Source organism: Saccharomonospora glauca K62 (genome assembly GCF_000243395.2).
Classification (GTDB): Bacteria; Actinomycetota; Actinomycetes; order Mycobacteriales; family Pseudonocardiaceae; genus Saccharomonospora; species Saccharomonospora glauca.
This window is the reverse complement of record NZ_CM001484.1, coordinates 1,319,082-1,331,626: the sequence shown is the minus strand read 5'-3', so window position 1 is coordinate 1,331,626 and position 12,545 is coordinate 1,319,082. Positions and strand designations below refer to the sequence as shown.

The 12,545-nt window shown below is 69.0% G+C and carries 12 protein-coding genes; 5 read left to right on the top strand and 7 right to left on the bottom strand.

Annotated features, from left to right (window positions below; translation table 11 throughout):
* Positions 1-4: 4 nt before the first annotated feature.
* Positions 5-880, top strand: coding sequence for an alpha/beta hydrolase (locus SACGLDRAFT_RS06400; RefSeq protein ID WP_005462842.1), 876 nt, complete (start codon positions 5-7; stop codon positions 878-880).
* A 7-nt stretch (positions 881-887) separates the two neighbouring features.
* Here SACGLDRAFT_RS06400 and SACGLDRAFT_RS06395 read toward each other — a convergent pair whose 3' ends face one another.
* From SACGLDRAFT_RS06395 to nhaA, 7 genes are all read right to left on the bottom strand, one after another.
* The gene (locus SACGLDRAFT_RS06395) at positions 888-1,832 is read right to left on the bottom strand and encodes a sensor histidine kinase (RefSeq protein ID WP_040918660.1); all 945 of its coding nucleotides are present in this window, start codon (positions 1,830-1,832) and stop codon (positions 888-890) included.
* Positions 1,833-1,891: 59 nt separating this feature from the next.
* Positions 1,892-2,245 (bottom strand): hypothetical protein, encoded by a 354-nt coding sequence (locus tag SACGLDRAFT_RS06390; protein WP_005462832.1) that lies wholly within the window; start codon positions 2,243-2,245, stop codon positions 1,892-1,894.
* A 26-nt stretch (positions 2,246-2,271) separates the two neighbouring features.
* Positions 2,272-3,561, bottom strand: coding sequence for an ATP-dependent Clp protease ATP-binding subunit ClpX (clpX, locus tag SACGLDRAFT_RS06385; protein WP_005462825.1), 1,290 nt, complete (start codon positions 3,559-3,561; stop codon positions 2,272-2,274).
* Positions 3,562-3,751: 190 nt separating this feature from the next.
* Complete coding sequence (locus SACGLDRAFT_RS06380; RefSeq protein WP_040919654.1) at positions 3,752-4,378, bottom strand: ATP-dependent Clp protease proteolytic subunit; 627 nt, start codon at positions 4,376-4,378, stop codon at positions 3,752-3,754.
* 24 nt (positions 4,379-4,402) lie between these two features.
* Positions 4,403-4,996, bottom strand: coding sequence for a ClpP family protease (locus tag SACGLDRAFT_RS06375; protein WP_005462823.1), 594 nt, complete (start codon positions 4,994-4,996; stop codon positions 4,403-4,405).
* 120 nt (positions 4,997-5,116) lie between these two features.
* Positions 5,117-6,553: a trigger factor gene (tig, locus tag SACGLDRAFT_RS06370; RefSeq protein WP_005462822.1), complete on the bottom strand. Its 1,437-nt coding sequence runs from the start codon at positions 6,551-6,553 to the stop codon at positions 5,117-5,119.
* 148 nt (positions 6,554-6,701) lie between these two features.
* Positions 6,702-8,015: a Na+/H+ antiporter NhaA gene (gene nhaA / locus SACGLDRAFT_RS06365; RefSeq protein ID WP_005462821.1), complete on the bottom strand. Its 1,314-nt coding sequence runs from the start codon at positions 8,013-8,015 to the stop codon at positions 6,702-6,704.
* Positions 8,016-8,475: 460 nt separating this feature from the next.
* Between nhaA and SACGLDRAFT_RS06360 the strand changes: the two genes are divergently transcribed.
* Genes SACGLDRAFT_RS06360 through SACGLDRAFT_RS06345 form a run of 4 tightly spaced genes read left to right on the top strand, consistent with a single transcriptional unit; the run spans position 8,476 to position 12,504 of the window.
* Positions 8,476-9,573, top strand: coding sequence for a sensor histidine kinase (locus tag SACGLDRAFT_RS06360; protein WP_005462820.1), 1,098 nt, complete (start codon positions 8,476-8,478; stop codon positions 9,571-9,573).
* Positions 9,570-10,355 carry a LytR/AlgR family response regulator transcription factor gene (locus SACGLDRAFT_RS06355; RefSeq protein ID WP_005462819.1) on the top strand — a complete coding sequence of 262 codons (786 nt, stop codon included), beginning with the start codon at positions 9,570-9,572 and terminating at the stop codon, positions 10,353-10,355. Before SACGLDRAFT_RS06360 ends, SACGLDRAFT_RS06355 begins: the two co-directional genes overlap by 4 nt.
* The gene (locus SACGLDRAFT_RS06350) at positions 10,352-10,732 is read left to right on the top strand and encodes a hypothetical protein (protein ID WP_005462818.1); all 381 of its coding nucleotides are present in this window, start codon (positions 10,352-10,354) and stop codon (positions 10,730-10,732) included. The genes SACGLDRAFT_RS06355 and SACGLDRAFT_RS06350 overlap by 4 nt, the downstream gene beginning before the upstream one ends.
* On the top strand, positions 10,729-12,504 hold the full coding sequence (locus SACGLDRAFT_RS06345) for a sodium/solute symporter (protein WP_005462817.1): 1,776 nt from the start codon (positions 10,729-10,731) through the stop codon (positions 12,502-12,504). The genes SACGLDRAFT_RS06350 and SACGLDRAFT_RS06345 overlap by 4 nt, the downstream gene beginning before the upstream one ends.
* Positions 12,505-12,545 lie beyond the last annotated feature (41 nt).

Genomic DNA, 12,545 nt, shown 5'->3' with positions numbered 1-12,545 from the left:
GCGGGTGTTGAGGACGGACGAGGGACATCACCGGCTCAGCAGACGAACTGTCCTCCTGGGTACCACCGCCTGCGCCACGCTCGGGGTCACCTCGTTGTGCGGGGCCTCGTCGGCGGCCGGCTCGTTGCGCCTCGGCGGCGCGGTGTTTGCCGAGAAGCGCTACTCGCGGCACCGGGGCGAGCACGTCGAGGTCGTCTACAAGCTACCCCGGCAACAGCCTCCCCCCGGTCTGCCGATGGTGTTGTTGTTGCACGGCCGCAACGGCAGCGCCCGCAACGCGGGCCCACCCGGCCTGACGCCCGAACTCGCCGCGGCCGTGAGCGACGGTCGAATCCCCCCGTTCGGATTCGTCGCCGTGGACGGAGGAAACACCTACTGGCACGAATACCACCGTGGGGACGATCCCATGGCCATGCTGTTGGAAGAGGTTCCCACCTGGCTGCGGGAACACGGCCTGGCCGACCGGCGCGGGCTTCCGTTCGCCGCGGTGGGCACGTCGATGGGCGGTTTCGGGGCCCTGCTCTACGCCCGACGCCGGTCCGAACGACGGCAACCCGTCCGAGCCGTCGGCGCCATCGCCCCCGCCTTCATGTCCTGGCAGAAGATGCGCAAACGCGAGGCCTGGCGCAGCAGGGCGGAGTGGCGTTCCATGGACCCGCTGGTGAACGTCGCGGCCACGCGCGGCATCCCCACGGGCATCTGGTGCGGTGACAAGGATCCCTTCATCGACGGGGTACGGGCGTTCGTCCGCCTGGCCGATCCCGAGGTCGTCGACATCGATCCGGGCAGACACACCGGTTCGTACTTCCGCACCACCGTGCCGGGTCTGCTGCGCTTCCTCGGACGGCACGCTCCGCGCTCCTCGCGACGGCTGGTCTAGCCGGTGTTCACCGGCACACGTGGATGTGCGTGGTCAGCCCGTCGGGAGCGGTGTAGGTCCGGACCAGGTCGGCGACCTTGTTCACCAGCAGCAGCCCCCGCCCGCCCTGCTGGTACGGCGACACCGGGACGCACCCGGCGAGTCGCTCGGTGAACCTTCCCTGGTCCGTGACCTGGCAGACCACCCCGTCGTCGGTCGTCCACACCGCGAGCTCGCCACGGCCGCCTCCGTGCTGCACGCTGTTGGCGCAGATCTCCCCCACGGCGAGCATGACGTCGGCGAGCCGATCCTCCGCGATGCCCGCGCGAGCGGCGAACTCCGCGGCGACACGACGTGCCTTCGACAAGGTCTCGACGTCGAACGGCACCACGAACGCCTCCGGTGGGGCCGACAACGGCTCGTTATAGCGGTCGTACGCCAGCTCGGGTGAGTAGCGTGGGCTCGGTCGCACCCGGTCGGTGTCGGCCTCCGCGAGCAACGGGTGCGTGGTCTCGGCGTCCCGCACCACCTCGGGCCCGAGGGCTCCCACGTCGTAGGGGCACAGGAACGTCACCCGACGATGGGCGAACGTCAGGTTCACCATCGCCTCGTGCTGCACGCACGCCGGGTACTCCTCCTCGGAGCGTCCGGGCCACACGGGCTCGCCGACGACCCTCACGGATCCCGGTGCGTGCTCGTCGAGGAAGGCGTGGAACTCCGGGATGATCCGGGCGGGATTGCGGCCGGACTCCTGAATGTCGATCAGCGCCACTTGCGCGGCGGCGGGACCGAGCGCGTCCTCCAGCCGCCGTAGCCAACGAGCGGGAACCGCTACCGCCACGGCCTCACCGGCGGCCAGGCCGTCCAGGACGAACCGCACCGTGCTCGACACGTAGCCGGCCTCGTCCCAGTAGAAGAGCGCTCGATGGGAAAACGTCCCCTCGACCGCACGTAAACCTGTCGCCACCGTCATTTTCCTGTCGTCACATTCTTAACTCGACTGGGTTATCCGGCGGCGAGTGTGAATAAACCTCAGAAGAAGGTCCGGGCGACGTAGGACATGGACCAGAGGGAGACCGCGACGGCGACGGCGTATCCCGCCAGGTGCGTCACGAGCTGCCGGTCGGTCTCCACCGTCCGGGCCCGCCGGGCGACGAACGCCGCGATCGCGAGACCCACCAGCGGGATGAGAGGTGCCGCGGAGGCACGCGTGACGGTGGCCAGGAGGCAGACGACGGTCAGGACGCCGAGCGTGACGACGAGGCCCAGGTGCACGCCGGGACGACGCAGCCCGGCGACCACGACGAGTTTGTGAGCCAGTTCGTCGAAGTCGACATCCCGGTCGCCACCGGGCACGAGCGGAGACTTCGGCGGTGTAACTGTCATGAGTGCAGAGAGTAGCGGTCAGCCTCTCAGGCCGACTTCTCACCACGCTCCCGCTGGCGGCGGGTGGGCTGACGAGACACGATCGTGGGATTCACGTTCTCCCGAACGGTCTGTTCGGTGATGACCACCTTGGCGACGTCGTCCCGGCTCGGGATCTCATACATCACCGGCTGGAGGACCTCCTCCATGATGGCGCGCAACCCACGGGCGCCGGTGCCCCGCAACAGCGCCTGGTCGGCGATCGCCTCCAGCGCCGTCTTGGTGAACTCCAGCTCCACGCCGTCCATCTCGAACAGCTTCTTGTACTGCTTGGTCAGCGCGTTGCGCGGTTCGGTGAGGATGCGCACCAGGGAGTGCTTGTCGAGGTTGGTGACGCTGGCGACCACCGGAAGTCGACCGATGAACTCGGGAATCAACCCGAACTTGATCAAATCCTCCGGCATGGTCTCGCCGAAGATGTCGCTTTCCTCGATCTCGCGCTTCGTGCGGATCTCCGCGCCGAAGCCGAGGCCACGCTTGCCGATGCGGTCGCTGATGATCTTTTCGAGCCCCGCGAACGCGCCGGCCACGATGAACAGCACGTTCGTGGTGTCGATCTGGATGAACTCCTGGTGCGGGTGCTTACGGCCCCCCTGCGGCGGCACCGAGGCGACCGTACCCTCCAGGATCTTCAACAACGCCTGCTGCACGCCCTCGCCCGAGACGTCACGGGTTATCGACGGGTTCTCGGACTTCCGGGCGATCTTGTCGACCTCGTCGATGTAGATGATGCCCGTCTCGGCACGCTTGACGTCGTAGTCGGCGGCCTGGATGAGCTTCAGCAGGATGTTCTCGACGTCCTCGCCCACGTAACCGGCCTCGGTGAGCGCGGTGGCGTCGGCGATGGCGAACGGCACGTTGAGCATCTTCGCCAGCGTCTGTGCGAGGTACGTCTTGCCGCACCCGGTGGGCCCGAGCATCAGGATGTTGGACTTCGCCAGCTCCACCGGCTCGTCCTTCGAGTCCTTCGTGCCCTTGGCCTCCGACTGGATGCGCTTGTAGTGGTTGTACACGGCCACGGCCAACGTCCGCTTGGCGTCGTCCTGGCCGATGATGTACTGCTCCAGGAACTCGTGGATGTCAGCGGGCTTGGGCAGCTCGTCGAGCTTGACGTCGTTGGTCTCGGCGAGCTCCTCCTCGATGATCTCGTTACAGAGCTCGATGCACTCGTCACAGATGTACACGCCGGGGCCGGCGATGAGCTTTTTCACCTGTTTCTGACTCTTGCCGCAGAAAGAGCACTTCAGCAGGTCTCCGCCGTCGCCGATCCGTGCCATGACCGCTGACCTCGTCCCCTCCCGGTGTCGATGACACCTCTGTCGTGCGTTGCCACTGACGGTACCCGCCCCGCGCGCCCGGCGGGAGAATTACCAGCGATCGGGCGCACAGCACGTCCAGCCTAGTGCGGGAAACGGGCGGCGGCCCGTCGTCGCGAACACCGACACGCCGCCCGTTCACCTACCACCATCAGCTCTGCGACGCCTTGCGGTACTCCAGCACCTGGTCGATGATGCCGTACTCCTTGGCCTCCTCGGGCGTGAGGATCTTGTCACGCTCGATGTCGGCCCGGACCTCCTCCGGCGACTTGTTCGTGTGCTTCGCCAGGGTGTTCTCCATCAGGCGACGCACCCGCTGGATCTCGGCGGCCTGGATCTCCAGGTCCGACACCTGCCCGTAGGTGCCCTCGGTAGCGGGCTGGTGGATCAGCACGCGCGAGTTGGGCAGCGCGAGCCGCTTGCCCTTCGTGCCCGCCGCCAGCAGCACCGCCGCCGCGGACGCGGCCTGACCGAGGCACACGGTCTGGATGTCCGGACGGACGTACTGCATGGTGTCGTAGATCGCCATCAGCGCTGTGAAGGAACCGCCCGGCGAGTTGATGTACAGGATGATGTCGCGATCCGGGTCCTCGTGTTCGAGGTGCAGCAGCTGGGCCATCACGTCGTTGGCCGACGCGTCGTCAACCTGCACACCCAGCATGATCTGCCGCTCTTCGTAGAGCTTGTTGTACGGGTTCGACTCCTTCATCCCGTAGCTGGTGCGCTCCACGTACGAGGGCAGGATGTACCGAGACTGCGGAAGCTGGAAACCGTTCATCATTTCTTCTCCTACCCTGCCCGGTCAGTTCGCGTTCGGGGTCGGGTTCTCACGGGTGAGCACTTGGTCGACGAAGCCGTAGTCCTTGGCCTCGGCCGCCGTGAACCACCGGTCGCGGTCACTGTCGGCAAGGATCTGTTCCACGGTCTGACCGGTCTGCTCGGCGGTGATCCGCGCGAGCTCGTGCTTCCACTTGCTGAACACCTCGGCCTGGATGGCGATGTCGGAGGCCGTACCACCGATACCCGCCGACGGCTGGTGCATGAGGATGCGCGCGTGCTGCAAGGCATAGCGCTTGCCCGGCGTCCCCGACGACAGGAGGAACTGTCCCATCGACGCCGCGAGCCCCATCGCGTAGGTGGCGACGTCGGGCTCGATGAGCTGCATGGTGTCGTAGATGGCGAAGCCGGCGGTGACCGACCCGCCCGGCGAGTTGATGTAGAAGCGGATGTCCGCCTGGGGGTCCTCCGCGGCCAGCAGCAACAGCTGCGCGGTGATGCGGTTGGCGACCTCGTCGTTCACCTCGGACCCGAGCACGACGATGCGCTCCTGGAGCAACCGCTCGTACACCGAGTCGGTCAAGTTGAGCCCGGCAGTGCCGGTCCGCCCCTCGGGCATGTGCTGCGTCACGTCTGCCTGCCTTTACGGGAGTTCGAAGATCTTGACACCGACCCTAACGAACTCGGGCGGCGCAGGAGTCCTGACACCGCCCGAGTTCGCTCAGAGCATGAGAAAAGGTCACCGCTCAGGCGTGGAGGCCGCCTCGTCGGAGGCCTTGTCCGCACCGTCCTCAGTCGACCCTTCCCCATTGGCAGTCTCGTCGCCCTGCGCCGAGTCCGCAGCCCGGTCGTCCTCCTCGGTACCGAACAGCTCGCTCAGGTCGAGGGTCTCGCCGGAGGAGTCGGTGACCTTAACCTGGCGCACCACGGTGGCGAGCGCCTTGCCGCGCCGCACGTCCGCGTAGATCGCGCCGAGCTGACCGGCCTCCTGAGCCCTCCGCACGTACTCGTCCGGGTTCATCCCGAAGCGCTGGGCCTGGTAGATGATGCGCTCGGTGAGTTCGGAGTCGCTCACCGAGAGGTCGTGCTCGTCGGCGAGGGCGTCGAGCAGCAGCTGGGTACGCACCGCCTTCTCGGCCTCGGCGCGAACCTCGTTCTCCCACTCCTCGGGGTTGCCGCCCTGCTCCTCCAGCGAGCGCTTGAACGCCTCCTCGTCGTGGTCGAACGGGTGGATGGCGTCGTGCTTGCGGTTGGCGATCTCGGCCTCGAGGACCTTCTCGGGCAGCGGCACTTCGACGCGCTCCAGCAGCTCGTCGAGCACCTTGTCCCTCGCCTGCACGCCCTGCTGCACGCGCTTCATCCGCATCAGACGTTCGCGCAGGTCGGCCTTCAGTTCGTCGAGCGTGTCGAACTCGCTGGCGAGCTGGGCGAACTCGTCGTCGGCCTCGGGCAGCTCGCGCTGCTTGATCGAGTTCACCTTGACGGTGACCTCGGCGTCCTTGCCCGCGTGCTCGCCCGCCACCAGCTTGGTGGTGAAGGTCTTGGTCTCGCCCGCGTTGGCGCCGATGATGGCCTCGTCGATGCCCTCGACCAGCTGCCCGGAACCGATCTCGTAGGACAGACCGGTGGTGGCGGCGTCGGGCACCTCCTCGCCGTCGACGGTGGCCGACAGGTCGATCGAGACGAAGTCGCCGTTCTCCGCGGGCCGGTTGACACCGGTCAACGTGCCGAACCGGGCGCGCAGCTGTTCAAGCTGCTCGTCGACCTCCGCGTCGTCGAGCTCCACGTCGTCCACGCTGACCGTGATGTCGTCGAGGTCGGGAAGGGTGATCTCAGGACGGACGTCCACCTCGGCGCTGAACTCCAGCACCTCGCGGTCCTCAAGCTTGGTCACCTCGAACTCGGGCTGGCCCAGCGTACGGACCTCGCCGTTGCGCACGGCTTCGAGGTACTTCGCGGGGATGGCCTCGTTGACGACCTCTTCGAGCACCGGGGCACGGCCGATGCGGCTCTCGAGTACCCGAGCCGGGGCCTTGCCGGGACGAAAACCTGGAACCCGAACCTGCTGAGCGATCTTGCGGTAGGCGCGGTCGAAGTTCGGTTTGAGCTCGTCGAACGGCACCTCGACATTGATCTTCACGCGCGTCGGGCTCAGCTGCTCGACGGTGCTCTTCAACGTTATCTCCTCGCCGGGACTTTTGATCGGTAGTCGGTAACCGGTCCAGCGACCGCAGGCCACGCAGGGACCGGAAGTCCGAGTCTAGGCCACCGACCACACCCACCCGTGGCGCGGGTCCACACCGGGGTGAGCGCGGCCGGACGGATCAGCCGAGTGGGTCCTCGCCGGGACGAGGCCCCTGGTAGATGTCGGGTACCCCGTCTTGGTCGGCGTCTCGCGTCTCCTTCTCGTGGATCTTGCGGTAGTGCCGGTTACGCAGTCGTAGTACCACGCTCGCGACGAGCGCGGACAGCAGCGACCCGCACAGCACGGCGATCTTGACGATCTCGCCGCGTTCGTCGCCCGCGGGGAACGACAGCTCCCCCACGAGCAGCGACACGGTGAACCCGATGCCGGCGAGGACGGCGATGCCGAGCACGTCCACCCACGCCACGTCGCCGTCCAGCTCGGCCTTGGTGAAGCGGCTCATGAGGAACGTGGTGCCGAAGATGCCGATGGCCTTGCCGAGCAGCAGCCCGGCCATGATGCCGAGCGCCACGGGCTCGCTCAGCGCCGAGACCAGGCCGTCGAGCCCGCCGAAGGTCACGCCCGCGGCGAACAACGCGAAGATCGGCACCGCGATCCCGGCCGACACGGGCCGCCACCGGTGTTCGAAGTGCTCGGCCATCGACACGGCCTCGCCCTCCCGCTTGAGCGCGGGCACCGCGAATCCGAGCAGCACGCCCGCCACCGTCGCGTGGATGCCCGAGGCGTGGACGAGGGCCCAAGTCACCACGGCGAGCGGGAGGAGCAGCCACCATGACCGCACCCGGCGCTGCACCAGCAGCGTGAACACTCCCAGGGGGACGAGCGCCAGCAGCAGCGGCACCACCGCCAGCTCCTCGGTGTAGAAGATCGCGATGATGCAGATGGCGATGAGGTCGTCGACCACGGCCAGGGTCAGCAGGAACATCCGCAGTGCCGCGGGCAGGAAACGCCCGATCACCGCGAGGACCGCGACCGCGAAGGCGATGTCCGTGGCGGTGGGGATGGCCCACCCGTGCAGGGCGCTCGAATCCCCCAGGTTCACCACGGTGTAGATGACCGCGGGCATCAGCACGCCGCCGAACGCCGCCACGATCGGGATGGCCGCCTTACGCGGGTCCCGCAGTTCACCGACGACGAACTCCCGTTTGAGCTCCACGCCCACCACGAAGAAGAAGATGGCGAGCAGCCCGTCGGCCGCCCAGTGCGCCACCGACAGGTCCAGGTGCAAGGACTGCGGACCGAAGGTGAACTCGCTGACGGCGGTGTAGGTGTCGGACCACGGCGAGTTCGCCCAGACCAACGCCACGACCGCACCGATCAGCAGCAGGACCCCACCGACGGTCTCCTGCCGCAGGATGTCGGCCACGCGTTTCCACTCGCTCCAGGTCGAGCGGCTGAACAACTTGGTTTTCGCGGGGGGCGGGGTGCTCATGCGGGTATCGTCAACCCCTCCTGGTCGGATGGACAGCCGGGCATATTGACGGTCACTTTACTTATCGAAACTCACGATCAGGACCTCTCGAAAACGGCACGAAACGACCTCGCGCTGCCACCTCGCCTCGCCGGACGGCCACGAGCCGAAGCGGCGACCACGGCGTTGACCGGCACAAAGAATCGCTGCTGCGGGGCGAGAACCGGGCGCGCCTCCTCGGCCCGGCGAGGGCGTCCGACGCGACGAACGTCACGCTCGACCGCCACGTCGGACGGCGGGCGACACACGAACCGCCCACCATCACCGTCACACGGCGTCACCACGTCCTCACCGGCGCGCTCCCGTGTCCGCTCCGGGACCGACACCGCTCTCCGACACGCGCCGCCGCGCGCCCTCACCTCTTTCGGCCACGCACCGACGCCGTTAGATTCCCCGTACCACCGACGTAGCTGGGAGGCCCATGTCGACACCCGGAGGGCGGGCGGCGTCCGTGGCGGCCCGGACTCCGTCCCGAAGCCGATGGCCGTGGCGGATGCGCGGACTGCGCGACCCCGGCCCCACCCTCGAAACGGCGAGGCACATCACGGAGGACCTCGCGGACGGGCTCTCCGGACCGCGAGTCCGCGCGGCCGCACGCGGCATCCGCCGCCTGCTCGCCGCCGACGCCGTGGGGCTGGCCGACCTGTCCGGTCACCTCGTGGTCGTGGGCTCGATGCCGTCCGACGTTGACACCTCCGCGATGGTGGAGGAGGTCCTCCACACGGAGAGCCGGTGCAGGCGCGCGGAAGTGGTGGCGCTGCCGCTGATCGTGCACGACGAGCTGGCGGGAGTCCTCGTCGTGTCGGGCACGACGAGGATGGCCGCGTTGAACGAAGTGGCGAGTCTCGGGGAGGCCGCGCTCGAACGGGGCCGCCTGGAGGCGTCGGCCGAGGAGGCCGCGGCGGCCGAGCTCCGCGCGCTGCGCGCGGAGATCTCGCCCCATTTCGTCTACAACGCCCTCACGGTCATCGCCGGGTTGGTGCGCCCGGACCCCGACCGCTCGCGCGAGCTGATGCTCGACTTCGCCGACTACATCCGCTACAGCCTCGCCCAGCACGGCGAGTACACGACCGTCGCGGACGAGTTCCACGCGATCGAGACGTACCTGGCCCTGCAACGCGCCGTCCTCGGCGAACGGCTGCGCGTGCAGGTGCGGGTGGCGCCCGAGGTCCTGCCCGTGTCGATCCCCTACCTCGTCCTCCAACCACTCGTGGAGAACGCGGTGAGACACGGCATCGAGCGCAAGCCCGAAGGCGGCACGGTGACCGTGCTCGGGGAGGCGGAGGGCAACGACTGCGTGATCAGCGTGGAGGACGACGGGACGGGGATGGACCCCGGCAAGGCCGAGCGGCTGCTCTCCGGCACGGGGGAGTCCGGCAGCGTGGGACTGGCGAACGTCGACCGAAGACTGCGTAACGTGTACGGGCCGTGGTTCGGCCTCGTCGTGGAGACCGCGGAAGGGGAAGGCACACGGGTGATCGTGCGAGTGCCTCGGTTCTCACCGGGAGTGATGCCGTGACCGAAGAAACCCACCCGGCCCTGCGGGTGCTGGCGGTCGACGACGTGCCCGCGGCGCTGGACGACCTGTGCGAGATGTTGCGGGACGCCCCGGAGGTGGCCGAGGTCACCGCCGCGGGCGACACCGTCACCGCGCTCAAGCAACTGCAGTCGGAGGAGTTCGACGCGGTGTTCCTCGACATCGCGATGCCCGGCCTCGACGGGCTCGAACTCGCCTCACTGCTGACCAAGCTCGCGAAACCCCCGGCCATCGTGTTCGTCACCGCCTACGACGAGCACGCCGTGGCGGCCTTCGGCATCGGCGCCGTCGACTACCTGCTCAAGCCCGTCCGGCCCGAACGGCTGGCGGACGCCCTCGCCAGGGTGAGCAGACTGGTCTCGACCTCCGCGCAGCAATCGCCGCAACCGGCTCCCGACGCGCTGGCGGCGCTGCCCGTGGAGTCGGGTGGCCGCACCCGGTACGTCAGCAGGCAGGACGTGCGCTTCGTGGAGGCCCACGGCGACTACGTGCGACTGCACACGCGCTCGGGGGTCCACCTGGTACGGATGCCGATCTCCCGGCTGGAGGAGTACTGGGCCTCGGCCGGGTTCGTGCGCACGCACCGCGGCTTCCTCGTGGCGCTGTCCGCGGTGCGCGAGCTGCGCAGCGACTCGGTGGGCGGGCTGCTCGCCCACACCGACATCGGCGACGTCCCGGTGAGCCGCAGGCACGCCCGTGCTCTCAGGGAGCGCCTCTTGAGGGCCGCGCAGCGTGGTGAGCTGCGTTCGGACGCGGCCCCATGACCGTCCAACGCAGAGTGGCGGTGACGAGCCCCCAGACCCGACTCGCCCACGCCCGTCGCCGCTACCGAGGCCCGTGGCGACCGACCACACTGGACCCGGTCGAGGCCCCCTTCGCGGTGGCCCTCTACCGACGACAGCGGCGGCGCGCCGTGGTGGCGCTGACGACGGCGTTCGTCCTGGTGTTCGGCCTGCCGCTCCTGCTCGCCCTCCTGCCGGAGCTGGGTGAGCTGCGCTTGTTCGACGTCCCGGTCTCGTGGCTTTCGGTGATGGTCCTGCCGTTCCCCGCGATGGCTTTGCTGGCCTTCTGGCAACTCCGGGGAGCGGAACGGGAGGAGCGGACCGTCGAGGAGGCCTACGACGGCGAGGCCGGACGATGATCGTCGCGCTCGCCGTGGCTCCCGTCGTGCTCGTCACCCTCGTCATCGGGCTGCGCGGGGTCGCCGCCATGCGCACGACGTCGGACTTCCTCGTGGCCTCGCGGCGCGTGTCCCCGCTGCTGAACTCCGCCGCGGTGTCCGGGGAGTACCTCTCGGCGGCGTCGTTCCTCGGGGTGGCCGGGCTCATGGTGCGCGACGGGGTGGGAGCGCTGTGGTACCCGGTCGGCTTCACCGCGGGCTACATCGCCATGCTCACCCTCGTCGCCGCCCCCATGCGCCGCTCCGGCGCTCTCACCGTGCCCGACTTCGCCGAGGCCCGCCTCGGCTCCCCCACCCTGCGCAGGCTCGCGGCCGTGGTGGTGTTGGTGATCGGGGTGCTGTACCTGGTGCCGCAGTTCCGCACGGCCGGACTCGTGCTCAGCGTCGTGAGCGGCTCGCCGTACTGGGTGGGCGTGCTGCTGTCCGGGGTGGCGGTGAGTGTCACCCTCGCCCTCGGCGGCATGCGGGCCGCCACCTACGTCCAGGCGTTCCAGTTCGTGCTCAAGCTGGTGCTGTTCGTCGTTCCCGCCCTGTGGCTGCTGGCGCAGGTGGGCCCCGACGTGCGGCGGGAGGCGTTGCACCCGGTCGAGTTCACGCACTTCGAGACCCGCACGCCGGTGTCCTTCCGCGTCGCCGCCACGCTGGAGGTCCCCGAGGGCGTGCGAGTGGTCGATCACGACGGCGAGGTGACCCCGATCCCACCCGGCGAGTGGCACGTGCCCGCCGGGACCACGGTGGTGTTCGAGGAGGGCAGCGCCGCGCCCGTGCCCGACGGTGAGGCGGCGCCGGGCGCCCCCGGCTGGGAGCGGCCCCTACTCGAACTCGGCGACACGGGTCACCCGCTGCTGGCGACGTGGGCCGTGCTCGTGGCGACCATGTTCGGCACGATGGGCCTGCCACACGTCATCATGCGGTTCCACACCAGCCCCGACGGGCGCGCCGCGAGGCGTACGGCCGCGCTCACCGTGGCGTTGCTCGGCGTCTTCTACGTCTTCCCCGGCATCTACGGGATGCTCGGCCGCGTCCTGGTGCCGCACCTGTACCTGTCGGGCGCCACCGACAGCGCCGTGGTGGCGCTGCCCGCGCAGGTGGACGCGGGCCCGATGGGCGGGTTGTTCACCGGGTTGCTCACGGCGGGCGCCTTCGCCGCGTTCCTCGCCACCTCCCTCGGCCTGCTGCTGGTGGTCGCCGGCGCCATCTCCCACGACCTCGTCCCCGGCGGCCTGCGGCAGCTCCGGGTCGCCGTGGTGGGAGCCGCGATCGTCATGGTGCTGTTGGCGTTGCCCGCCGTGTCCTTCGACGCGAGCACCCTGGTCACGTGGGGGTTCACCGTCGCGGCCTCCACGTTCTGTCCCCTGCTCGTCCTGGGCATCTGGTGGTCCCGCCTGACCGCGACGGGCGCCGTGGCGGGCGTGACCACCGGCCTGCTCGCCTCCTGCGGGGGCTTCGTGCTCGGCATCACCGATCCACCGGTACCCGACTGGGTGACCATCCTGCTCGTCCAGCCGGCACCGTGGTCCGTCCCCCTGGCGTTCGCCACGATGATCGTGGTCTCCCTGCTCGGCAGGCCACCGTCGTGGTCGGGCGCCGCGATGCTCCGGCTCCACCTCCACGAGCACCGCCGGTTCCCGTTCGTCGACCGCGCGGCCCCGGCACGTGATCTGGGCCACTCGTCGTGGACGGCACGCCGCTCGTCGGCCGTTCGTCGCATCACACGCCGCTTGGTCCGCTGACGATTACGTCCCGTCCGTCCCCCTCCTTACTGTGACGCACC

What these genes read in the sequence shown, in the direction of transcription:
- SACGLDRAFT_RS06395 (WP_040918660.1), bottom strand. Translation starts at nt 1,832, where the DNA reads ATGACGGTGGCGACAGGTTTACGTGCGGTCGAGGGGACGTTTTCCCAT.
- SACGLDRAFT_RS06390 (WP_005462832.1), bottom strand. Translation starts at nt 2,245, where the DNA reads ATGACAGTTACACCGCCGAAGTCTCCGCTCGTGCCCGGTGGCGACCGG.
- clpX (WP_005462825.1), bottom strand. Translation starts at nt 3,561, where the DNA reads ATGGCACGGATCGGCGACGGCGGAGACCTGCTGAAGTGCTCTTTCTGC.
- SACGLDRAFT_RS06380 (WP_040919654.1), bottom strand. Translation starts at nt 4,378, where the DNA reads ATGAACGGTTTCCAGCTTCCGCAGTCTCGGTACATCCTGCCCTCGTAC.
- SACGLDRAFT_RS06375 (WP_005462823.1), bottom strand. Translation starts at nt 4,996, where the DNA reads ATGCCCGAGGGGCGGACCGGCACTGCCGGGCTCAACTTGACCGACTCG.
- nhaA (WP_005462821.1), bottom strand. Translation starts at nt 8,015, where the DNA reads ATGAGCACCCCGCCCCCCGCGAAAACCAAGTTGTTCAGCCGCTCGACC.
- SACGLDRAFT_RS06360 (WP_005462820.1), top strand. Translation starts at nt 8,476, where the DNA reads ATGTCGACACCCGGAGGGCGGGCGGCGTCCGTGGCGGCCCGGACTCCG.
- SACGLDRAFT_RS06350 (WP_005462818.1), top strand. Translation starts at nt 10,352, where the DNA reads ATGACCGTCCAACGCAGAGTGGCGGTGACGAGCCCCCAGACCCGACTC.
- SACGLDRAFT_RS06345 (WP_005462817.1), top strand. Translation starts at nt 10,729, where the DNA reads ATGATCGTCGCGCTCGCCGTGGCTCCCGTCGTGCTCGTCACCCTCGTC.